This is a genomic window from Gordonia abscondita (assembly GCF_032711245.1).
In the GTDB taxonomy this organism is placed as follows: Bacteria; Actinomycetota; Actinomycetes; order Mycobacteriales; family Mycobacteriaceae; genus Gordonia.
In genome coordinates this window covers 1,160,181-1,181,626 of record NZ_CP128986.1, presented here as the reverse complement: position 1 = coordinate 1,181,626, position 21,446 = coordinate 1,160,181, and the positions used below count along the sequence as shown (strand labels likewise).

The window sequence follows — 21,446 nt, the reverse complement described above, 5'->3', positions numbered from 1 at the left end:
GGACCTATGGAAGATGTTCGTCAAGATGAACAATCGTTCTCTTCAGTGAACGGCCGGGTGGTGAGTCCTCAGGAGTTGGTCGCCGCGTCGCTCAAACGGGAACGGTCCCGGGCTGGGATCTCGCTCGCCGAACTCGCCCGACGCGCGGGTATCGGCAAGTCGACGCTGTCACAGCTCGAATCCGGCGATGGAAACCCGAGTATTGAGACGCTGTGGTCACTGAGTGTTGCGCTCGGTATTCAGTTCTCGGCCCTCGTCGACGCGCCGCGGCCGCTTGTCGAAGTGATCCGTCTCGGCGACGGCCCCACCATCGGCGCGAGCGAAGCGGATTCGTACACGGCGACGCTGTTATCCGCGGCCCGACCGGGTACTCGCCGAGACGCTTACTTGATCAGAGCCGATCGAGGAAGGCCGCGGCTGTCGCAGCCGCATGCGCGCGGCGTAGTCGAACATGTGGTGCTGTGCTCGGGGCGGGCCGATGTCGGTCCGACCGAGTCGCCGGTCCGTCTCGAACCCGGTGACTACCTGAATTATCCGGGCGACGTCGAGCACACCTTCGATGCATTGGCGGACGGCACGATAGCGGTTTTGCTCAGCGAGTCCTGAACGTTCGGCTCACCGCGCGCGCAACGGTGGTCCGGCCGCCCGAGTGAGCCGACCATCGGGCGTATGACTCGCCAGATCCGATTCAACGCGTTCGACATGAACTGCGTCGCACACCAGTCGCCCGGCCTGTGGCGGCACCCCGACGACCGGTCGTGGGACTACAACACGCTCGACTACTGGGTCGACCTCGCTCGACTCCTCGAACGGGGGCGTTTCGACGGTCTGTTCATCGCCGATGTGCTCGGGACGTACGACGTGTATGCCGGAACAGACGAGGCGGCGATCCGGCATGGTGCGCAGATTCCGGTGAACGACCCGATGATGCTGGTCTCGGCGATGGCGCACGCCACGTCCGACCTGGGATTCGGGATCACCACCGGTACCGGATTCGAGCATCCTTACCCGTTCGCCCGTAGGCTCTCGACTCTCGATCATCTCGCCGGTGGTCGGATCGGCTGGAACGTCGTCACCGGCTATCTACCTGCGGCGGCCCGCAACATGGGCGACGATCGACTGCTCGACCACGACACCCGTTACGACCATGCCGACGAGTACCTGACTGTCCTCTACAAGCTCTGGGAAGGGTCGTGGGAGGACGATGCAGTACGCCGCGACCGTGACGGGGGAGTGTTCGCCGATCCGGCGAAGGTGCACCACATCGGGCACCGGGGCGAACATTTCACCGTCCCCGGAATCCACCTCGCCGAGCCCTCGATCCAACGCTCCCCGGTCATCTACCAGGCGGGCGCGTCGACGCGAGGATCCCGCTTCGCGGCCGAGAACGCGGAAGCGATCTTCGTCGCTGCGCCGACGAAGACCATCCTGCGCGAGGTGGTCTCACGCACGAGGGATGCGCTTGTCGCCGCCGGACGCGGGCCGTACGACGCGAAGATCTACACCCTCGCCACGGTGATCACTGACAGCACACCAGATGCCGCGCGGGAGAAGGCCGCGCAGTACCAGCGCTACGCGTCCGACGAAGGGTCGCTTGTGTTCATGTCGGGGTGGATGGGCATAGATCTCTCGCGATACGACTTGGACGATCCGATCGGCGCCGTCGACTCGAACGCCATCCAGTCCGCGGTCAGCGCGTTCTCGCAGGCTGACGAGGATGGCCGTCCGTGGCGGGTGCGCGACGTCGCGGCGTGGGGCGGTATCGGCGGTATGGGACCGGTGTTCATCGGGTCGGGCGACGAGATCGCCGAGACGTTGATCGACTGGGTCGAGGACACCGACGTCGACGGCTTCAACCTGGCCTACGCGGTCACACCGGGAACGTTCGAAGACGTCGTCGATCATGTGGTTCCCGCGTTGCGCAACCGCGGGGCGTACCCCGACGAGTACGTCCCGGGATCGTTGCGCCACAAGCTATTCGGGCGTGGAGACCGGCTTCCCGACAATCATCGAGGTTCGTCATTTCGAGTGGGTGGGAGTGCGTCGACGATCAACGACTCCATCCGCGACCTCGCCGCGCTTCCCCTTCGCTGATCACCAGCCGCCGGAGCGGAGCCGAGACGGCTCAGATCAGCGACCTATTGGTCTTCATCCGCCACTTGACGTCGGCCAGGAGGAGGTTGAACGGGAACTGCCGCCACGATCTGGGCATCGCGTGGACGACGCCGCGCAGGATCTTGTTGTGGATGTCGAAGATCAATTTGTCGGTGGCGGTCTGGGTGAAGCCGATCTTGTCGCGGAACTCTGCCGGCAGGAAGCCGATCGTCAAGATCTCGGAGAACCGCCCCATCAGGATGCGGAGCAGTGGCGACGCGAACTCGAGACGGACGATCGACTTCAGATAGCTGCCGATCACATCGTCGATGACCATCTCGTCGAGCACGGAATTCCAGTAGATCTCGAAGTCGGCGCGGGTGGCGGGCCACATCTCCGGCGGCATCTGCAGGGTGGTGCCCATGACGGCGCCCTGGCGGTAGGCGTCTTCGGTGAGGTCGGTTTCGTCGCCGAAGATTCGGACACAGTCTTCCCAGCCGCGGTACAGGCAGGCGGCGACCCACAGTTGGAGTTTCGGATCGAACGCGTTGTACTTGACTGGGCTCGACTCGACGGATCGCACTTGGACGTGCGACCGGTTGACGGCCTGGCGGTACTTGCGGCGGAGTTCGCCGTCACCGGTCGCGGCGACGGCGAGGTAGGTCAGGGTGGTGCGGGTCCGTTTCACCGGGTGCTTGTATAGGTTGCCGGAGTCGACTGTGCTCTCGTAGACGCCGTAGCCGACCGCGGGATGGCTCAATTGCATGATGACGTTCGCGGGCCCGGACAGGAGCGCCGGGCCGAGGAGGGCCATATCGGTGTTCTGCTGCTCGTCGAGTTCGACGCGAGTGCGTGCGGGCACTGTCTCGGTCGCGAATTCCTCGATGGGTGTGGCGGTCATGAGGCTCCTCAAACTGATAACGAACGTTTCCTGTTATCAATTCAACGCGCGGGGATGCTCGGTGTCAAGCCTGATGGTGTCACTATGGACAGCGTGAGTGACGCGAGTCAGGGCGCAGGCGAACTGCGGTCATACGGAGGAGAAGCCGGCGACGCACGAGTCGCCCGGCGCCGCGCTGCCCTTTTGGATGCGACGCTCGACCTACTCAGCGAGCCGGAAGAGGGCCCGGTAACCGTCCGCGGAATCTGCACGCACGCAGGGCTGACGCCTCGCTACTTCTACGAGAGCTTTGAGAACGTCGACATCCTCGTCGGGGCGACGTACGACGGCGTGATCACCGAGATCGCCGAGAGTGCCAGGCTTGCGTTCGACGAGGGGGCCGACCCGCGTGCGAAGGTGACCTCCGCGGTCCGCGCCATCGTCGACGTCATCGACGAGGATCGGCGCAAAGGACGGCTGATCTTCTCCGATGCGCTCGGAAGTCCGGTTCTGACCGAGCGGCGAGCTGAGGCCGTCGAGACCTTCGCGGCACTGACGTCCCGGTCGGCGCAGCAAGTGTCCCGAGTGCGCAGTGAGGAAGAATTGACGGCGGCGTCGCATTTTCAGGTTGGCGGATTCGGGCGCGTGCTCGCGTCGTGGACCGAAGGTAGGTTGTCGCTAGACAAGGATCGGCTCGTCGCCCTGTGCGCTCACATGCTCTGGCCCGAGTCTCGATCGCATGCGGTGGGTGACCGGTGACCGCGGACTTCGATGCTCCGGGGTCGTGGCGCGACTACGGGGCCGCAGGCCTTCCATCGCCGCTGCGTGCGGCACTCGAAGCGTTCGTCGAACACGGGTACCACGGCACGTCGGTGCGTGAGATCGCTGCACGCGCAGGGCTTTCCGTTCCCGGCCTTTACCACCACTATCCGTCCAAGCAGTCGCTCCTACAGGGGCTGCTCGAGTTGACGATGGCCGACCTCCTGCGACGATCCGAGCAGGCGATAGCGGAAGCCGGCGACGGTCGGCTGGAGCAATTCGACGCGGTGGTCGAGTCGCTGCTGCGCTTCCACATGTATCGGCGCGAGCAGGCATTCGTCGGATCCACCGAGATGCGCAGCCTGGACGCCGCGTACCGGCCGCGCTATATCGGTCATCGGGTGCGGCAACAGCGGATGGTCGACGAGATCGTGCTCGGCGGCGTCGACGCCGGAGTCTTCGTGACGGCGGATCCCAAGGGGGCGGCGCGAGCGGTCGCGACCATGTGTGTCGGGGTGTCGACCTGGTATCGGGTGGACGGCGAGCTCGGTCCGGATGAACTCATTGAACGTAACCTCGAATACGCGCGAGCTATCGTCGGGTATGTCTCGCGGTGACCGTGCGGCGCACGCCTTGACGTGACGTACGGAACATGGGACGCTCTACCACGGTCCGAGCGAACGCTCGGTCGGGAGTTGGGAGAGTTTGTCATGCCGATCGACCTGTCGCAGCGGTCCGAAGTCGTAGAGCTGGTCGCCAAGACCGAAGCCTTCATCGCCGACCACGTCCTGCCCGTGGAGACTGAGTTCCACGGGGACATCACCGCGGCAGGCGGCGACGACGCACGTCGTGAACTCAACGCCAAAGCGAAGGCAGCGGGTGTCTTCGCCCCGCATGCCCCCATCGAATTCGGCGGCCTCGGCCTGAACATGTCCGAACGTGCCCCAGTCTTCGAGGCTGCGGGCGCGTCGACGTTCGGCCCCGTCGCTCTGCATATCGGCGCCCCCGACGAAGGCAACGTGCACATGCTCGCACAGATCGCCGATGATCGGCAGCGTCAGCTCTACCTGGCGCCCCTCGCGTCGGGCGACGTGCGCAGCGCGTTCGCGATGACCGAGCCGTCGCCCGGTGCCGGTGCCGACCCGAATGCCCTCAGCACCCTGGCGGTCCGGGTCGACGGCGGGTGGAAGATCAACGGGCGCAAGCGATTCATCACCGGCGCCGACGGCGCCGGCTTCTACATCATCATGGCGCGCACCGCCGGCGCCCCCGGTGACCGCGGCGGGGCCACGATGTTTCTCGCCCCCGGTGACCGTGACGGCATCAGTGTGGACCGCCACATCCACACCACCGACAAGTCGATGATCGGTGGACATTGCGAAGTGACGTTCACCGATGTTGTCGTACCCGATGAGGACGTCCTCGGCGCCGTCGATGAGGGGTACCGCTACGCACAGGTCCGGCTCGGTCCGGCGCGCATGACTCATGTGATGCGCTGGATGGGGTCCGCCGTCCGTGCCCACCGGGTGGCGCTCGACTACGTCGACCAGCGGCAGGGCTTCGGCGGTCGTCTCGGCGATCTCGGCATGATCCAGCAGCAGGTCGCCGACAACGAGATCGATCTCGCCGCGGCCCGCGCGCTCCTGGTGCGCGCCTGCTGGGAGCTCGACGAGGGCGGGCATGCGTCCGATGCGACGTCGATCGCGAAGACGTTCGCCGCCGAGGCGTTCTCCCGAGTGGTGGACCGCAGCATGCAGATGTGCGGTGGCCTCGGCGTCTCCGAAGACCTCCCGCTGGCTCGGCTGGCCAACGAGCTGCGCCCGTTCCGCATCTACGACGGGCCATCCGAAGTGCACCGTTGGGCCATCGCCAAACGAGCCGTCGGCCGGGCCCGCAAAGCCCGCACCGCCAACTGACTCTCCGCGCGACGAAGGGAACCCCCGCGTGACCGAGCATCCCGGCCTCACCGCCGACAGGCTTCGAAAACTGCTGTCCGACCACGGTATCGACGTGGTCGGTGAACTTCGGATCGACCTGATCAGCGGTGGCCGCTCCAACTTGACGTTCGACGTCGGCGACGATGTCCACCACTGGGTGGCGCGTCGCCCGCCGATGGGCGGGCTCACCCCGTCCGCGCACGACATGGAACGCGAATGGGCGGTCACCTCGGCACTGGCCGACACCGCGGTGCCGGTCGCTGGCACCGTCGCCATTGACCGATCCGGTGACGTGATTGGTGCGCCGTGCACCGTCGTCGACTACGTCGACGGCCCAGTCGTCCGGTCCGTGGACGACCTAGCGGCCCTTACCGACGACCAGGTGACGGCGGGTGCCCACGCTCTCGTCCAGACACTCGCCGACCTGCACGCCGTCGACTACGAGGCAGTCGGGCTCGGCGATTTCGGTCGCCCCGACGGTTTTGCCGCCCGCCAGGTGAAGCTGTGGTCGCGGCAGTGGGGGATCGTGAAGGATCGCGAACTGCCCGACCTCGACAAACTTGTCGGCATCCTGACCGACCGGGTGCCGAAGGCGGCGGGCCGGTCGATCGTGCACGGTGACCTCCGGATCGACAACGCGATCCTCTCGCCCGACGACCCCGGCTCCGTTGCCGCCGTCGTCGACTGGGAGCTGTCGGCGCTTGGTGACCCGATCACCGACATCGCCTTGATGTGCGTGTACCGCGAGCCGGTCTTCTCGACCGTCCTGGGCTTCGAGGCGGCGTGGACCAGTGACCGTTACCCGAGCGCGGACGAACTGGCCCAACGTTATGCACAGGCGTCCGGGACTGATCTCGGCGACTGGGCCTTCTACCTGGGTCTGGCCAACCTCAAACTAGGCGTCATCGCCGCAGGTATCAGCCATCGCGCCCGCGCAGGCGGGTCGTCTGGTGGCGGCGGGGCCGAACTCGCGGGCGAGGCCACCGCGACATTCATCGCTCGAGGACTGGAGGCAGTATCGTGACCGAACGCAGAGTGGCTCTCGTGACAGGGGCGTCCCGCGGCATCGGGGCCGCCGTCGCCGACCGGTTCGCGCGCGAGGGCTGGAATCTGACGATCAGTGCGCGCGGCGCCGACGCACTTGAAGAGCGTGCGCGCGCATTGCGTGCTCACGGCGGTCGGGTCCTCACGGTCCCCGCCGACATGTCCGACGAGGAGGCCGTCACATCGCTCGCCGCCCGCCACCTCGACGAGTACGGCCGCACCGACGCCCTCGTCCTTAATGCGGGCATGGGTTCTATGGGCGCGTTCGCGGACTTCCCGGCACGCCGTTTCGACCGGCTTTACCAAGTCAATGTGCGTGCGCCGTTCCTGCTCACTCAAGCGCTGCTCGCGAGCATGAAGGCCACTGTGACCAAGCGCGTCGGCGCCAAGGTCATCGCGATCTCGTCGATTACCGGTGTCTACCCCGAACCGAATCTGATCGCTTACGGCTCGACCAAGGCCGCGCTCATCTCGATGTGCGAGACCTTCAACCTCGAAGAGTCGGTCAACGGGGTGTCCGCCACGTCGATCTGTCCTGGCTACGTCGACACCGACATGTCCGAGTGGACCAAGGGTGAGGATGCGATCCCCGCCGACGAGATGATCAGCGGCGACGACGTCGCCGAGATCGCGTACTCGGTGACGCGATTGTCCCGATGGGCTGTGCTCCCGCAGGCGATCCTGACACGCCCCGGTGAGAACATGCACCGCGCCTGACGACGAAAGATCACTCGGCAGCGGACTTGACGCCGTCGAACAGCCTCGACACCTTCACCGATAGGTCATCAAACCGTCGCTCGAACCGGCGAGGTGCGCGTGTTCGTTGAACGAGACGACCGACAGGCCGCGGCGGCCTGCGATGAGCTTGGTGATCGACGCGTTCACGAACGTGCGGTGCAGGGTCGGCCACTGTGAGCCGGGCACACCCCATAACTGCGCGAGGAGTTGGGTGATGGTGCCCGCCGATGAGACGACGAGGACGTTCTTGCCGCTGCCCGCGAGCGACGCCGCGCGCTCGGCGGCCGCACGCGTGCGCGTCGCGAACTCGGGGTAACTTTCGCCGTCGTCGACCCGGTCGCCGTCGATCCAGCCGGCCAGCGCGACGTCGAGCGCCTGCTGATAGCGGGCGCGGTCGTCGTACAGCGACGAGTCGACCGCCGTCACCGACGGCGGGAGCGCGTACTCGTTCCACGCGGCGTCGACGATCTGGTCGGGCGGCGCGTCGAACGCGCCGAGGACTCCTTGTGCGGTTGCGACCTGGCGGGGAAGGTCACCGGAGATCGCGGCGTCGAACCTGGGTACCAGGCCGGCGAGCAGCTCACCGCTGCGTCGGGCCTGCGCGAAGCCGAGGTCGGTGAGTCCGGGAGCGTCCGGGGCGGCGGTACCGACTCCGTAGGCGTGCGCGGGAGCCTGGCCGTGTCTCACCAGATAGACGGCGCCCATCTCAAGCCGCCCGCGAAGTGGTGGATGGGCGGGACGCGGTGGTGTCGATGGTCACTTGTCCAGGTTAGTCGCCGCACTTCACTTGCTATGCGGGGCGGGTCCTTGCTAGTTTCGGCGACATGACTCGTCAGCCGTATGCAATCCCGGAGGTCACCTACATGACCACCGCTCTGGGTTGCCGTCTGCCGCTGGCACGGGTCCTGTGTTGTTGCCGAATGCGCTGAACCAGCCCATTCCTAGCCCGCCGCATGTGCGGGCACCTCTTACGCTGCGAACGGGATAGCCGCCCGTCGAGCGTCCAGCACAAGGACCCGCACGAAAATGACTTCCACCCTGTCCCGCCCCCTCCCCGCGTCTACCGTCGAGATCCCTGCACCCAGTGGTGTCGCTGCTGTTGCCGTCCGTTCCGCGTCAACAGTCCGCCGCTCGACCCGTACGACGCCGACGGCCCCGGCCCCGCACATCGCCACCGCGGGACTACAGCTCTCCACCAAGGCTGCTGCTCTCGTGCTGCGCACGGCGCGAGTCTCCGGGCCGGTGTTTCGCGACGACGCCGCCGCCGCGACCGGCCTCTCGATCTCGACCGTCAACCGACAGGTCAGCGCGCTGCTCAAGGCAGGCGTGATCCGGGAACGCGCCGACTTGACACCGCCGGGAGCTGTCGGCCGGCCGCGCGTCCCGTTCGAGATCAACACCGCCGGATTTCTTACGGTCGGCATCCACATCGGCTACAAGTCGACGTCGATCACCACCCACGACCTCATGCACCGTGTCGTAGGGGCCATCGCGATCCCGACGCCGCAGGACGGCACGCCCGAAGAAGTCGTCGCGTCGATCGGTGCCAGCGCACGCCGATTCGCTGACCGCTGGGTCGGCAAGCGACTGTTGTGGGCCGGAGTCGCGATGGGCGGCCGCGTCGTCGACGGCGGCGAAGTCGACCACCCTCGGCTCGGTTGGACCGGCGTGCCCGTCGGACGGATCATCGCCGAGACCGTCGGCCTACCGGTGTCGGTGGCCTCGCACGTTGAGGCGATGGCCGCGGCCGAACTCGTCGTCAACAACCCGGCCGAGCAGAATCAGAACTTCCTGTACTTCTATGCCCGTGAGACGGCGGGCATAGCGTTCAGCGTCGACGGCACCGTCCATACGCCCGCAGCCGGCCCGCCGACGATCGGTCACTTCCCGACTGGTGCGACCAGGCTCCTCGATCCGGAGAACACGGGCCGACTGGAAGAGACGGTCAGCGACTCCGGCGTCCTTGAAGCCGCAGCCGCCGCAGGCCTGGACGTCACGTCGATCGACGAACTGCGCGCCGCGGCCCGCACCGGAGACGCCACTGCCCACGACATCCTCGTCGAGCGCGCGGAAGTCCTCGGTCGGACCGTCGCGTTGATCTCGGACATCTTCAATCCCGACCATGTGATTCTCGGCGGGCAGGCGTTCACCGACTACCCGGAGGCCCTGCCGTCGGTCAGCAAAGCTCTGCGCGCGACGTCGGTCGCCACCCAGCGTGATGTTCGCGTGGCGCGCTCGGCGATCACCGTCCAGCAGAAGGCCGCGGGCGCCGTCGCGCTCGACGCGATCTATGCCGACCCTCTCGAGGCGCTCTCGCACACGGTGTGACCTGTGGGCGAGCCTGGTTCATCGTCACGAGCTGAATAGGTTAGCCGAGGATTGCTTTGTGATCGGAGTGGACGAAGGTGACGACTGCGGTCGCGCCGCAGAGCAGACCCGCAGCGAGGATCACCTGAGGTCCGGACAGGATCGAGGACAGGGCGCCGCCGATCGCCGCGCCGGTGAGGAAGCCCGCGTAGACGAGCGCGTAGCCGAGCCAGTCGAAGATGGTGCCATTGCCGGTGGCATGACGTTCGACGCCCTGCCCGAACTTGACGAGCGTTCCGGTCACATACGACAGCGGGACCGACACTTCGTCGTTCTTGACGAACGATGTGTTGAGCGCCCCGATCGCGAACGTGATGATGAGGATGGGGACGAACCGGACGTCGGAGTCTTGGAACCCGTGGAAGGCGAAATCGACAGCGGCTGCGATCAGCAGTCCCGCGGTGGTCAGTACGGTCGGCCCGTGCGGATGGTTCGCCCAAAAGCGGCGTCGACAGTACGACGCGGTCCAGACGCCCACGACGAACGAGATGATCAATGCGATCGCGGCCAAAGCGCCCGCGCCCGTGACCTGCGCAGTGTTGGACACGTCGAACCACGAGACGATGGCGCGCTCAGTGTTGCCCGTCATGAAGGTGACGAAATAGCCTGCGCTGTGTAGGAAGGCGACCGCGCCGACCATCCCCGCGACACCCGCCAACAGCCAGGACAGTCGAGCGTCGGAGCCGATCGCGCTGGCCCTGGACACGATCGGGCCGGACGCGGTACGACGAGTGCTGTAGTTCCCCCTGAGCAACGGCATGGCCCGATTCTGCAGCCACGGCGATACCGCTGCCATGATTGGTGCGAGGGTTCACATATGTTGCCGCTCAGTGATTTTGCTGGTTTAACTTCGCTGTTATTCGCACGTATCCTGCGGTCGTCCGGGCCTGGTATAAGGACTAGGTCTCCGCGCCCTCAGCTAGGTATCCGCACCGTCAATGCGACTTGCCAGCCTCCGCCCCAGGGGGTTAAGACGCATTTGAGGCTGTGACGGCGGAGATGCGGTTGCGGGTTCCGGGCTGTCTTACGGCTTCGGGCGTGATAGCGCGTGCGCGCGCAGTCGGCGGTAGCCGCGAACGTTCAACGGCGGGATGGACCGCAGACGGATGCGGCTGTCGCCCTCGATCGCGTCCGCGAGATTATCGTCGATGAGAATCTTGCCCGGACGGGCCGACCCACAGAGGCGAGCCGCAATGTTGACTGGTTCACCGAAGACGTCGCCGAGTCGCGCGAGGACCTCACCGTGCGCGAGACCAATCCGCAGACGGGGGATCGGGGGCTGCTCGCTAAGGTCCGCGATGTCCAGCGCAGTCAACGCGGACAACGCGGGATCGGGGTTCGCGAACAGGATGCCGTCGCCGAGCGTCTTGATCACCTGGCCGTCGTACCGGGTGACCACCGCGGAGATCTGGTCTTCGAACGCGGTGATGAGATCGTTCAGCTCGTGATGGTCGATCTGCCGAGACAAGCTCGTGTAGCCGACGACGTCGACGAAGCCGATCACTGTGTCCCAGTCCGCGTGGTCGGTGTGCGACGACCGGCTGCCTTCGAGAGCGATCGACAAGTGCAGCCGCCACACCAACTGCTGGATCCTGTTGAGTGCCTTCGCCATATCGTCGATCGACCAGGTCACGTCGGGGTCTTCGTCGAACTCGGTGAGCTGGTCGGCCTGCCAGTCAGCCAGACGAGCCAACGACTGACCAATGGTGCGGGCCGTCGCTATCTGTGCCGTTTCATCGACCTGCGCGGCGCCGCGTACAAACAACCGGAAGGCGGCCACGTCGGCTTCGGAGAATAGCTTCGCGTCCGAGTGCTGCCACGCGAAGCCGAACGCCGTCCAGATCTTCTCGCCGTACTCGGGATCGATGTCGAGTGCTTCGACGAGCTCGTCACGGGAGTAGCGGGCGTCTGAATTCGGCGCGTTCATGCGACTACGTTATCGAGCCGATCATTCGGGGTCGACCGGTGGACGCCCCTCACAGCCCCAGCACCCCGCGCATCAGATACGCCATTTGGGCCCCGAAGTCAGGGCGTTCCACGCCGCGGCGCACACGGACGGCGTCGTTCACGATCGACAGCGCGGCGTGGACGGCGATCGCGGCTTGGGCCTCGCCGATGTCGTACAGCGACGTCATCAGCGTGGTCCATCGCAACACGTAACGGCGCTGGATGTCGACGAGTTCGCGGGCACCCGGGTCGCCCGCGAGAGCCGACGCATTGTTGAACGACACCGACAGATCGGGGATCGATGTAATGGTCGCGACGTACGAGTCGACGAGCAGTGACAGCCGATCGGCGTCGTCCGTGCCGGTCGCGTACGCGGTCACCACACCGACCTCGAGGCGGGCGCCGCTTCGTCTGCCGATCTCGATCAGAATGGTGGCCTTCGACGGAAAATGCTTGTACACACTGGGGCCGGTGATACCGACCGCCGCACCGATCTCGTCGACGGTGACCGGGCCGTAGCCCCGGTCGGCGAACAACTGTGCCGCGGCGTCGAGTATCTCCGTTCGGCGGTCGTCGCCGGGGAGTTCGACGTTCGGCGGAATGCGCAATCTAGTCGCCGACGACGGTGTGAGTGCGACGAGGCGCTCCGCGGCCACCGCCAGCTCGCGCACCGCCTGCGCGGACGGGAGTCGCGCACGGTGCACGGACAGACTGCCGACGACGCTCAACAGTGTCCACACCAGCTGACGCTGCTCCCAGTCGGCCAGATCCCGGTCGGCGAACAGGACGTCGGCCCACTGCCTCAGTACCGCGCGAGTGCCCTGCACCACCTCGCGGTTCTCTTCCGGAGTCAGATACGTGCCCGTCCACCGCCATAGCGTCGAGGCGTTCTGGCGTCGCGCCATCGATCCGCACATCGACGCGATGAACGCCTTGTCGGCGAAATGACGATACAGCGACGGGGCGGTGACACCGGCTGCGCGAGCGATGTCGGCCATGGACACTTGGGGGTAGCCATGCCGAAGGAACAGCTGAGCGCTGTGATCGATCAGCTGCCGTTTCCGGTTGGCCGGGCGTGGCGTCCCGGACTGCTTCGAAGCCGTCATTGTGAACTGACCATAGCGCATTGAGGTGAACTGTCGAGACCGGATGACCACCCGGTATAGCCAAATAAGTTATGAAGCGTTAGCCTGTGTTCGTAACCAATATCGGTTCGTGTGAAAGGAACACCTGTGTCCGAAGCATTCATCTACGAGGCTGTGCGTACGCCCCGTGGCAAGCAGCGTGGAGGCTCGCTGCACAGCGTCAAGCCGATCGACCTCGTCTCGGGGCTGATCGACGGACTCCTCGCTCGCCACGGCGACCTCGATCCGAAGGAAGTCAACGACCTGATCCTGGGCGTCGTCTCGCCCGTCGGCGAGCAGGGTGCGGTCATCGCGCGTACCGCGGCCATCGTGTCCGGCCTGGGCGAAACCGTCCCCGGCACGCAGATCAACCGGTTCTGCTCGTCGGGCCTGGAAGCTGTCAACCTGGCTGCGGCCAAGGTCAAGTCGGAGTACGACGACCTGGTCCTCGCGGGCGGCGTCGAGTCGATGTCGCGCGTCCCGATGGGCAGCGACGGCGGAGCGCTCTTCACCGACCCGACCACCGCGTACGACAACTACATCAACCCGCAGGGCATCGGCGCCGACACGATCGCGACGATCGAAGGCTTCTCGCGTGAGGACGTCGACTCCTACGCTGCGGAGTCGCAGCGCCGCGCCGCACAGGCATGGGACGAGGATCGCTTCGCCAAGTCGATCATCCCGGTCCGCGACATCAACGGCGTCGTCCTGCTCGACAACGACGAGCACCGTCGGCCCAGCACCACCGTCGAGAGCCTCGGCAAGCTGAAGCCTGCCTTCCAGGCACTCGCCGACATGGCGGGCTTCGACGACGTCATCATGCAGAAGTACCCGAACGTGGAGAAGGTCAACCACGTCCACACCGGCGGCAACAGCTCCGGCATCGTCGACGGCTCGGGCCTGGTCCTGGTCGGCAGCGAAGCCGCAGGCAAGCGCAACGGACTGACCCCCCGCGCCCGCGTCGTCTCGTACGGCGAGGTCGGCTCGGAGCCGTCGATCATGCTCACCGGCCCGACTCCGGCCACCGAGCTCGCCCTCAAGCGCGCCGGTCTGACCGTCGACGACATCGACGTCTTCGAGCTCAACGAGGCGTTCGCGTCGGTCGTCATGAAGTGGATGAAGGACCTCAACGTTCCCCACGAGAAGGTCAACATCAACGGCGGCGCGATCGCGCTGGGTCACCCCCTCGGCGCCACCGGCGCGATGATCATGGGCAGCACCCTCGACGAGCTCGAGCGCGTCGGCGGCCGCTACGGCCTGGTCACCCTGTGTATCGGCGGCGGCATGGGCGTCGCGACCATCATCGAGCGTCTCTGATCGCCCCGGAACGAGAAGGAAAAGAACTTCACCATGACTGACAACATGATCGCGTGGGAGAAGGACGCCGATGGCGTCGTCATCCTCACCATGGACGACCCCAACCAGGGCGCCAACACGATGAACGCCACCTACCGGGATGCGATGGCCGCGACCGTCGACCGCCTGGAAGCTGAGAAGGACGACATCACCGGTGTCGTGCTGACCTCGGCGAAGAAGACCTTCTTCGCCGGCGGCGACCTCAAGGACATGACCAACCCGCCCGCCGACCAGACCAAGGAAGAACTGGCGACGGCGATCAACGCGAGCACCAACGAGATGAAGGCGGTCCTGCGCCGCCTCGAGACTCTCGGTAAGCCCGTCGTCGCCGCCATCAACGGCGCGGCACTCGGCGGCGGCCTCGAGATCGCCCTGCACTGCCACTACCGCGTCGCAGCCGACGTGAAGGGCAACGTGCTCGGCCTGCCCGAGGTGACCCTCGGTCTGCTTCCGGGCGGCGGCGGCGTGGTCCGCACCGTTCGACTCCTCGGCATCCAGCAGGCGCTCATGGGCGTCCTGCTGCAGGGGCCGCGCCTGAAGCCTGCCAAGGCTAAGGAGGTCGGTCTGGTCAACGAGGTCGTCGGTTCGATCGACGAGCTCGTCCCCGCTGCCAAGGCGTGGATCAAGGCCAACCCGGAGGCTCAGCAGCCGTTCGACGTGAAGGGCTACAAGATCCCGGGCGGCGCGCCGACCAACCCGGCGATGGCAGCCAACCTGCCCGCGTTCCCGGCTCTGCTGCGTAAGCAGATCAAGGGCGCGAACATGCCGGCTCCGCGTGCCATCATGGCCGCGGCCATCGAGGGCGCGTACGTCGACATCGACACCGCCGACGTCGTCGAGACCCGCTACTTCGTGTCGCTGGTGACCGGTCAGGTCGCACAGAACATGATTAAGGCGTTCTTCTTCGACCTGCAGCACATCAACGGTGGCGGCTCGCGCCCCGACGGCTTCGAGAAGTACCAGGCCAAGAAGGTCGGCGTCATCGGCGCGGGCATGATGGGCGCTGCAATCGCGTACGTCTCGGCGAAGGCCGGCATCGAGGTCGTCCTCAAGGACATCGACCTCGAGGCGGCCAAGCGCGGTAAGGGCTACGCGGAGACGCTCGAGGCGAAGGCACTCAAGCGGGGCAAGACCACGCAAGAGAAGAGCGACGCTCTCCTCGCACGCATCACCCCGACGGTCGACGCCGCGGACTTCAAGGGCGTCGACCTCGTGATCGAGGCAGCGTTCGAGTCGGTCGAGGTCAAGAACAAGGTGTTCCAGGAGATCGAGGACATCGTCGAGCCCGACGCCATCCTCGGCTCGAACACCTCGACGCTGCCGATCACGATCCTCGCCGAGGGTGTCAAGCGTTCCGAGGACTTCATCGGAATCCACTTCTTCTCGCCGGTCGACAAGATGCCGTTGGTCGAGATCATCAAGGGTGAGAAGACCTCCGACGCCGTCCTGGCGAAGGTCATCGACTACACCCTGCAGATCCGCAAGACGCCGATCGTCGTCAACGACAGCCGTGGCTTCTTCACCAGCCGCGTCATCGGCACGTTCATCAACGAGGCCCTCGCGGCCGTGGGCGAAGGTATCGAGCCCGCCTTCATCGAGCAGGCGGGCGGCCAGGCCGGGTACCCGGCACCGCCGCTGCAGCTGTCCGATGAACTGACGTTGACCCTGATGCAGAAGATCCGCAAGGAGACCGAGAGCGCGGCTAAGGCCGCAGGTGTCGACTACCCGGACCACGGTTCATACGCGGTGGTCGACAAGATGGTCGAACTGGGCCGCACCTCGAAGAAGGACGGCAAGGGCTTCTACGACTACACGGACGGCAAGCGTGGCCTCATCTGGCCGGGTGTCCGCGAGAACTTCAAGTCGGGTTCGGTCGAGATCCCGCTCGAGGACATGAAGGAGCGCATGCTCTTCGCTGAAGCCCTCGAGACCGTGAAGTGCTTCGACGAAGGCGTGCTGACTTCCGTCGAGGATGCCAACATCGGTTCGATCTTCGGTATCGGCTTCCCGGCGTGGACCGGTGGCGTCATCCAGTACATCAACGGCTACTCCGGTGGTGTCGCAGGCTTCGTCGCCCGCGCTAAGGACCTCGCCGGCAAGTACGGTGCCAACTTCGAGCCGCCAGCCTCCCTCGTGGAGAAGGCAGCAGCTGGAGTGAACAAGCTGACGAACGAGAACCTCGTCAAGTAGTCCGACCTCAGGTCGAATATCGCGAAGGCCCCGGTGAGTTCGTCTCACCGGGGCCTTCCGCATTCGATCGCCAGTCTTGTGGCGGTGAGCGCGATCGGCGGCGAGTGATCCGCGTACTCTGACAGAGATGGATTCGGGACGGTCAGGACACACGCAGCAGCCGGGCTACCGGCCGCCGCTGGCCGTCGGTCAGCAGTACCCGGCGTTGGGCTACGGGCCGAACGGGGCACCGCGGTACACCTACCAGCCCGACCCCGACCCCGCCGCGCAAGCACAGCCGCAGGGCGTCGACGAGGCCACGCCGCAGTACGCGCCGTCGCCGCCCGAGCCGGGCGATCCGCGTCAGCGTGCCGTGCTCGGCGCTGCTGCGATCGTCGTGTTGGTGCTGCTCGTGGTCGGTGCGTTCAAGCTGATGTCGGGCGGAGACGACTCCGACGTCGCGACGATGCGCGATGATGCGCCCGTCTCGCAAAACACCACTGACCCGTATCTGCCAAAGTCGATCGAACCGACTGACGAAGTGCCGGGGGAGACACAGCGTCCCGCACCGAACGGGCTCGACGCCGACCTTGCGGTCGACGCCGCACCCGGTTCGGCCATCGTCTACATCGATGACGGAGGCGTCCAACTTATCCACATGACCGCAGCGCGATGGCGGCAGACAGTGCACGCGACCACCGGACTCCTGCAGATCCGCGTAGTCGTCGCTCCGGGCGCTCCGGCATCGTGCACCATCACCGTCGAAGGCCAGGTCGTCGCGCACGAAGAGGTTCCCGCGGACACGTCGGGTGTCCTCGCGTGCCGCGCAGTCGGCTGAATCCAGGCGCGCGCGGCGATGAGCGCGACCTTGATGCCCTAACGTAGACGTGTGACTTCTTCCGACGAGGCAGCCGACACCGGAGCCAAGACGATGTTCACCTGGCGTTCGGTCGACGGTGGGCGCTTCGAACAAGTGCGGCTCAACACGGCGGGCGGACGTCTGCGCGCCTACGGCCGAATCATCTCCGCGGAGACACCGGACGTCCAGGCATATTCGTCGTCGTACGAATTGATCGCCAACGACATCGGGATCACGCGGCGCCTCTCGTTCCGTCTACTCAAGACCGGCGGCGAAGCCCCGCTCGACTTGAGTCGCGATATGGACGGCCGATGGATGGCGCAGACTCCATACAGCACCGTCCAGAGCGACTTCGACGGCGCCGAGGGCGTCGACGTCGCGATGTCACCGTTCCTGTCGGCGCTCCCGATTTTCCGCCGCACGTTCTTCGGCAAAGGGGCGTTGACCGACGTCCCGCTGGTGAGTTTGCGTCTTCCGACTTACGAGATCGAACCAGAGGTCGCGTCGTACACAATCGGCGATGGGACGGCCACGATCACCACGGCGGCGGGCAGCGTGGAACTGTCCATCGACGAGCATGGACTCGTCGTCGACTATCCGGGTGTCGCGACCCGCATCTGACAGGGCCCGGATCCGACGAGGCTCAGCCGAGCCAGACACGCGCCTGGTGGGCCTGGCGGCGCAGTTCCTGCGCCCAACCGTCGGCGCCGATCGTTACCCCGACGATCGGTTCCACATCGCCCGACGCGATCTCTTCGTACGTTGTGCGAGCGCGGTGTCCCGCTTCGATGAGGTCGGCGATGTCACCGTGGTCGCGGAGTCGATCTCGGGCCGCGACCAGGCGATCAATCGTCTCGCTGAGCGTGTTGAGTAGGGCGACGGAGTTCGCTTCGAGCATCGCGCGCTGCAACTCGGGCGCGGTGCCTGCCACCCGCGTTCCGTCACGGAAGCTGCCCGCCGCCAGGCGGAGTGGCAGACGGCTCTCGCCTGCGCCGACCGCTGCGGTGACGGCAGCGGTGACGTGCGGATTGTGGGAGATCGCGGCGGCCGCCCGGTCGTGGGCGTCAGCGGCGGCAGGCACGACGTACGAACCCGCCGCGCGCGCGATGTCCACGACGGCCAGCCAGTCGTCGGCATCGGTGTCGTCCTGGGTCGTCACCATCCACATCGCGTCCTCGAAAAGAGTCGGATCCGTCGCGTCCCACCCGGAGTGGGCGGTTCCTGCCATCGGATGCCCGCCGACGTAGCGGGCGTCCGGGTGATGACGGGCGACGATCCGTGCGACCTCCTCCTTCACGCTCACCACATCGGTGAGCAGACAGTCCGGTGCGTGGTCGACGACGGCGTCGACGATGGGGGCGAGCACGGTGACCGGTATCGCCAACACGATCACCGCGTCCTCCGCGGCAGCTCGCGACAGGGTCTGCGGCAGATCGTTGGAGGCGTCGTAACCGCCCGCGACGGCGGCGTCGACCGTAGCCGTCGACCGGTTGTAGCCGAACGCCGTCCGTCCGCCTGCCAGGCGGCGAAGCAATGAGCCCCCGATGAGGCCGAGGCCGATAACGCAGACGGGGCGCGAAGACGTGACAGACATGTGTCTACGGTGGCACATCGCTCCGACGACGGCGATATCCGACGGGGCGATATGCGGGACTGGACGCGAACGTGCTCATCGACTCTCCGTACGCCCACAAAGAATGGTGACGTGTGACACAGTCATTGCGATGTGTAACGGTTCGGCGAGAGTGGGGTACGAGATGGCCGAGACCAACGCCGCGAACAGGCCGACTGTCGAACGTATCGGCCGTCTGCGGGCCACGGTCGGCCACCGTCGCAGCCGTGCGGCGGATCCGTTGCCGACGGTCATGTGGTCACCAATCACCGTGCTGCTGTCTCTCGGCCGGGCTGTGCTGTTGACTCGCTGTGGCCCGAACACCGCCTTGACGCTGCCGTACGGTTTCGGTTCTGTCGTCATCGAGCGCGCAGCGGCTTGAAACGCGAGCCGCACACGGAATTCGACTTGGGAGACCTGCGGAAACCGACTACCGTTGCGGACATGGCGAAGCCTGTCGCGCAGAGCGATTACCCCGACGTCGACGGTTTCGCGGTGGCCGTCGTCCGTGACGACGGTGGATGGCGACTCTCTCCGCTGACGCCGTCAGCGCTCGACAGCCTCGACGACGCGGAATTGCAGCTTCGCGAACTCCGTGCGGCGGGCGCCGTGTTCGGTTTGCTCGACGTCGATGACGAGTTCTTCGTCATCGTCCGCCCCTCGCCGTCCGGCGCGCGTCTTTTGATTTCGGATGCGACGGCAGCGGTCGACTACGACATCGCCGTCGACGTGCTCGACGCATTGAATGTCGACGTACCTGATCTGGATCCAGATGAGATCGACGACGTGGACCCGTGGGAGGAGGGCGATCTCGCGATCCTCGCCGACCTCGGACTGCCGGACGCGGTGATGAGCGTGATCGTCGGCGACACCGACTTGTACGCAGACGAACAGATCGGCATGGTCGCCGCTCGGCTCGGGTTCGCGGACGAACTGTCCGACGTGCTCGACAAGCTCGGCCACTGATCTCTCGGTGATGGACATCGATCGGGGCGCGGTACACCGCGACGCCGAGGCGATGATGCGGGTGGCCCTTGACGTTGCCCGGTCGGCTGGCGACGAGGACGTCCCGATCGGTGCCGTCGTGTTCGGCTCCGATGGTGTCGAACTGGCGCGCGCCGCGAACAGGCGTGAGGCCGACGGGGACCCCACAGCGCACGCCGAGGTCCTCGCTCTGCGAAAGGCGACGAGGCGCCACGGTGACGGGTGGCGGCTGGAAGGCTGCACGCTCGTCGTGACTGTTGAACCGTGCACCATGTGCGCGGGCGCGATCGGATTGGCCCGGGTCTCTCGCGTGGTCTTCGGCGCGTGGGAGCCGAAGACCGGTGCGGTCGGCTCGTTGTGGGACGTCCTGCGTGATCCGCGATTGGTTCATCGCCCCGAGGTCCTCGGCGGGGTCCTCGCCGACGAGGCGGCAGACCTGGTCACCGGTTTCTTCGCTGCCCGCCGCGCTTGAAGCTGCGGCAGCCCGTGAAGCGGGGCACACTTGAAGGGTGCGCAGCCGCGGGTTGCGAGTAGGCAACAATCGAAGGGGAATGTCATGTCGGATCCGATGGACAAGGTCACCAAACTCGCGGGCGAGGTGATCGGCAAGGTCAACGAGTTCGTCGAGAGCGAGCAGGTTCAGGGTGCGGTCGGCAGCGCCAAGGAGAAGTTCGACGAGGTCGCCAACAGCGACCAGGTGAAGGGCGCTGTATCGACGGCGCGGGAGAAGTTCGACGAGGTCTCGAAAAACGAGAACGTGCAGGGGGCGGTGCAGACCGCCAAGGAGAAGTTCGGCGAGATCGCAGGCAAGTTGTCCGGCGGTGGGACGCCGAACGACAAGCAGTGAAACTCGGCGGAAACAGGCTCTGACCAGCTGATTTCACTCTCTGGTTCGGCTGCCGTATAGTTCTTCGCGGTGGCGTGTCCGAGCGGCCGAAGGTGCGACACTCGAAATGTCGTGTGTAGTGACCCTGCACCGGGGGTTCAAATCCCTCCGCCACCGCCGAAGGCCCCCGATCTGGAATCCAGGTCGGGGGCCTTTTCCATGCTCGAGCCCCACTGTGTCGGGTGACACAGTGGGGGCTCGTACGTGTCGGCTGTCCTGTATGGCAGGATCATGCGGAGTCGACAGGGGTGTCGGCTATGAACACTCTCAGGGGGAGAAGAATGAAGAATCGTTTCGTAGGATTGCTGCTCGCGGCCATGGTGGCGCTGGGGCTCGTAGCGACCACCGGATTCGGCGCGGCAGGTCAGGCATCCGCCGCCGCCGTGCGGGACACCGGCACCAAGGTGTTCGTCGGACTCACCAAGGGTGAGACCAAGCAGCTCGCACAGTCCGGTGTCGCCGGAGTGCTCGATCATCCGGCAGTCCACCCGTACTTTTACGGGTCGGTCGACACGAAGACTCGCTTCAAGCAGGTGTACGTGCCCGGTCGAGGCAACGTGACGTACGCGACGGCGAATCTGCTGGTTCGTGAAGCAGCATCGCACAACGGCAACGTCTGGATCAGCTTCAACAAGACGGGCAAGCGTCCGTTCACGCTCTGGACCCGTTGGAAGTGACGGTCTAACAAAA

General features: G+C 65.9%; 23 protein-coding genes and 1 tRNA gene. 18 read left to right on the top strand and 6 right to left on the bottom strand.

The features are described from left to right. The first annotated feature begins 6 nt into the window (after window positions 1-6). Window positions 7-606 carry a helix-turn-helix domain-containing protein gene (locus MP11Mi_RS05565; protein ID WP_420041302.1) on the top strand — a complete coding sequence of 200 codons (600 nt, stop codon included), beginning with the start codon at window positions 7-9 and terminating at the stop codon, window positions 604-606. Window positions 607-669: 63 nt separating this feature from the next. After that, window positions 670-2,094, top strand: coding sequence for an LLM class flavin-dependent oxidoreductase (locus MP11Mi_RS05560; protein ID WP_420041301.1), 1,425 nt, complete (start codon window positions 670-672; stop codon window positions 2,092-2,094). Between the two features lie 31 nt (window positions 2,095-2,125). Here the strand turns inward: MP11Mi_RS05560 and MP11Mi_RS05555 are convergent, their stop codons facing one another. Next, window positions 2,126-2,995 (bottom strand): oxygenase MpaB family protein, encoded by an 870-nt coding sequence (locus MP11Mi_RS05555; RefSeq protein WP_420041300.1) that lies wholly within the window; start codon window positions 2,993-2,995, stop codon window positions 2,126-2,128. Between the two features lie 84 nt (window positions 2,996-3,079). Between MP11Mi_RS05555 and MP11Mi_RS05550 the strand changes: the two genes are divergently transcribed. From MP11Mi_RS05550 to MP11Mi_RS05530, 5 genes are all read left to right on the top strand, one after another. After that, window positions 3,080-3,733: a TetR/AcrR family transcriptional regulator gene (locus MP11Mi_RS05550; RefSeq protein ID WP_420041299.1), complete on the top strand. Its 654-nt coding sequence runs from the start codon at window positions 3,080-3,082 to the stop codon at window positions 3,731-3,733. Continuing rightward, window positions 3,730-4,350 (top strand): TetR/AcrR family transcriptional regulator, encoded by a 621-nt coding sequence (locus MP11Mi_RS05545; RefSeq protein ID WP_420041298.1) that lies wholly within the window; start codon window positions 3,730-3,732, stop codon window positions 4,348-4,350. The genes MP11Mi_RS05550 and MP11Mi_RS05545 overlap by 4 nt, the downstream gene beginning before the upstream one ends. A gap of 93 nt (window positions 4,351-4,443) precedes the next feature. Continuing rightward, window positions 4,444-5,649, top strand: a complete 1,206-nt coding sequence (locus MP11Mi_RS05540; RefSeq protein ID WP_420041297.1) for an acyl-CoA dehydrogenase family protein — start codon at window positions 4,444-4,446, stop codon at window positions 5,647-5,649. 28 nt (window positions 5,650-5,677) lie between these two features. After that, entirely contained in the window at window positions 5,678-6,694 is a 1,017-nt protein-coding gene (locus MP11Mi_RS05535; protein ID WP_420041296.1) for a phosphotransferase family protein, read from the top strand. Continuing rightward, a complete protein-coding gene (locus MP11Mi_RS05530; protein WP_420041295.1) occupies window positions 6,691-7,431 on the top strand; it encodes an SDR family NAD(P)-dependent oxidoreductase in 741 nt (246 codons plus the stop codon). Before MP11Mi_RS05535 ends, MP11Mi_RS05530 begins: the two co-directional genes overlap by 4 nt. Before the next feature lie 54 nt (window positions 7,432-7,485). On the opposite strand, the gene MP11Mi_RS05525 is transcribed toward MP11Mi_RS05530, so the two are convergent. Next, window positions 7,486-8,157, bottom strand: a complete 672-nt coding sequence (locus MP11Mi_RS05525) for a histidine phosphatase family protein (RefSeq protein WP_420041294.1) — start codon at window positions 8,155-8,157, stop codon at window positions 7,486-7,488. 321 nt (window positions 8,158-8,478) lie between these two features. Here MP11Mi_RS05525 and MP11Mi_RS05520 point away from each other — a divergent pair, with 321 nt between their 5' ends. Next, window positions 8,479-9,780 (top strand): ROK family transcriptional regulator, encoded by a 1,302-nt coding sequence (locus tag MP11Mi_RS05520; protein WP_420041293.1) that lies wholly within the window; start codon window positions 8,479-8,481, stop codon window positions 9,778-9,780. A gap of 40 nt (window positions 9,781-9,820) precedes the next feature. Here the strand turns inward: MP11Mi_RS05520 and MP11Mi_RS05515 are convergent, their stop codons facing one another. The 3 genes from MP11Mi_RS05515 to MP11Mi_RS05505 form a co-directional block, all read right to left on the bottom strand. Beyond that, window positions 9,821-10,579: a YoaK family protein gene (locus tag MP11Mi_RS05515; RefSeq protein WP_420041292.1), complete on the bottom strand. Its 759-nt coding sequence runs from the start codon at window positions 10,577-10,579 to the stop codon at window positions 9,821-9,823. A gap of 264 nt (window positions 10,580-10,843) precedes the next feature. Then, window positions 10,844-11,746, bottom strand: coding sequence for an adenylate/guanylate cyclase domain-containing protein (locus MP11Mi_RS05510; protein WP_420041291.1), 903 nt, complete (start codon window positions 11,744-11,746; stop codon window positions 10,844-10,846). Between the two features lie 49 nt (window positions 11,747-11,795). Then, window positions 11,796-12,893, bottom strand: coding sequence for a TetR/AcrR family transcriptional regulator (locus MP11Mi_RS05505; RefSeq protein WP_420041290.1), 1,098 nt, complete (start codon window positions 12,891-12,893; stop codon window positions 11,796-11,798). A gap of 105 nt (window positions 12,894-12,998) precedes the next feature. On the opposite strand from MP11Mi_RS05505, the gene MP11Mi_RS05500 reads away from it, so the two are divergent. The 4 genes from MP11Mi_RS05500 (at window position 12,999) to MP11Mi_RS05485 (ending at window position 17,895) form a co-directional block, all read left to right on the top strand. Beyond that, a complete protein-coding gene (locus MP11Mi_RS05500) occupies window positions 12,999-14,207 on the top strand; it encodes an acetyl-CoA C-acetyltransferase (protein WP_420041289.1) in 1,209 nt (402 codons plus the stop codon). Window positions 14,208-14,240: 33 nt separating this feature from the next. Continuing rightward, the gene (locus tag MP11Mi_RS05495; RefSeq protein WP_420041288.1) at window positions 14,241-16,436 is read left to right on the top strand and encodes a 3-hydroxyacyl-CoA dehydrogenase NAD-binding domain-containing protein; all 2,196 of its coding nucleotides are present in this window, start codon (window positions 14,241-14,243) and stop codon (window positions 16,434-16,436) included. Between the two features lie 127 nt (window positions 16,437-16,563). Continuing rightward, window positions 16,564-17,253 carry a hypothetical protein gene (locus MP11Mi_RS05490; protein WP_420041287.1) on the top strand — a complete coding sequence of 230 codons (690 nt, stop codon included), beginning with the start codon at window positions 16,564-16,566 and terminating at the stop codon, window positions 17,251-17,253. Between the two features lie 51 nt (window positions 17,254-17,304). Continuing rightward, window positions 17,305-17,895 carry a putative glycolipid-binding domain-containing protein gene (locus tag MP11Mi_RS05485; RefSeq protein ID WP_420041286.1) on the top strand — a complete coding sequence of 197 codons (591 nt, stop codon included), beginning with the start codon at window positions 17,305-17,307 and terminating at the stop codon, window positions 17,893-17,895. 22 nt (window positions 17,896-17,917) lie between these two features. Here MP11Mi_RS05485 and MP11Mi_RS05480 read toward each other — a convergent pair whose 3' ends face one another. Further along, window positions 17,918-18,868, bottom strand: a complete 951-nt coding sequence (locus tag MP11Mi_RS05480; protein WP_420041285.1) for a prephenate dehydrogenase — start codon at window positions 18,866-18,868, stop codon at window positions 17,918-17,920. Window positions 18,869-18,998: 130 nt separating this feature from the next. On the opposite strand from MP11Mi_RS05480, the gene MP11Mi_RS05475 reads away from it, so the two are divergent. From MP11Mi_RS05475 to MP11Mi_RS05450, 6 genes are all read left to right on the top strand, one after another. After that, entirely contained in the window at window positions 18,999-19,268 is a 270-nt protein-coding gene (locus tag MP11Mi_RS05475; protein WP_420041284.1) for a hypothetical protein, read from the top strand. Between the two features lie 62 nt (window positions 19,269-19,330). Further along, window positions 19,331-19,852 carry a tRNA adenosine deaminase-associated protein gene (locus MP11Mi_RS05470; protein ID WP_420041283.1) on the top strand — a complete coding sequence of 174 codons (522 nt, stop codon included), beginning with the start codon at window positions 19,331-19,333 and terminating at the stop codon, window positions 19,850-19,852. A 10-nt stretch (window positions 19,853-19,862) separates the two neighbouring features. Next, window positions 19,863-20,342, top strand: a complete 480-nt coding sequence (locus MP11Mi_RS05465) for a nucleoside deaminase (RefSeq protein ID WP_420041282.1) — start codon at window positions 19,863-19,865, stop codon at window positions 20,340-20,342. A gap of 84 nt (window positions 20,343-20,426) precedes the next feature. Next, a complete protein-coding gene (locus MP11Mi_RS05460; protein ID WP_420041281.1) occupies window positions 20,427-20,717 on the top strand; it encodes a hypothetical protein in 291 nt (96 codons plus the stop codon). A gap of 68 nt (window positions 20,718-20,785) precedes the next feature. After that, window positions 20,786-20,873: transfer RNA gene (locus tag MP11Mi_RS05455), tRNA-Ser, on the top strand. 164 nt (window positions 20,874-21,037) lie between these two features. Continuing rightward, complete coding sequence (locus MP11Mi_RS05450; RefSeq protein WP_420041280.1) at window positions 21,038-21,433, top strand: hypothetical protein; 396 nt, start codon at window positions 21,038-21,040, stop codon at window positions 21,431-21,433. Window positions 21,434-21,446 lie beyond the last annotated feature (13 nt).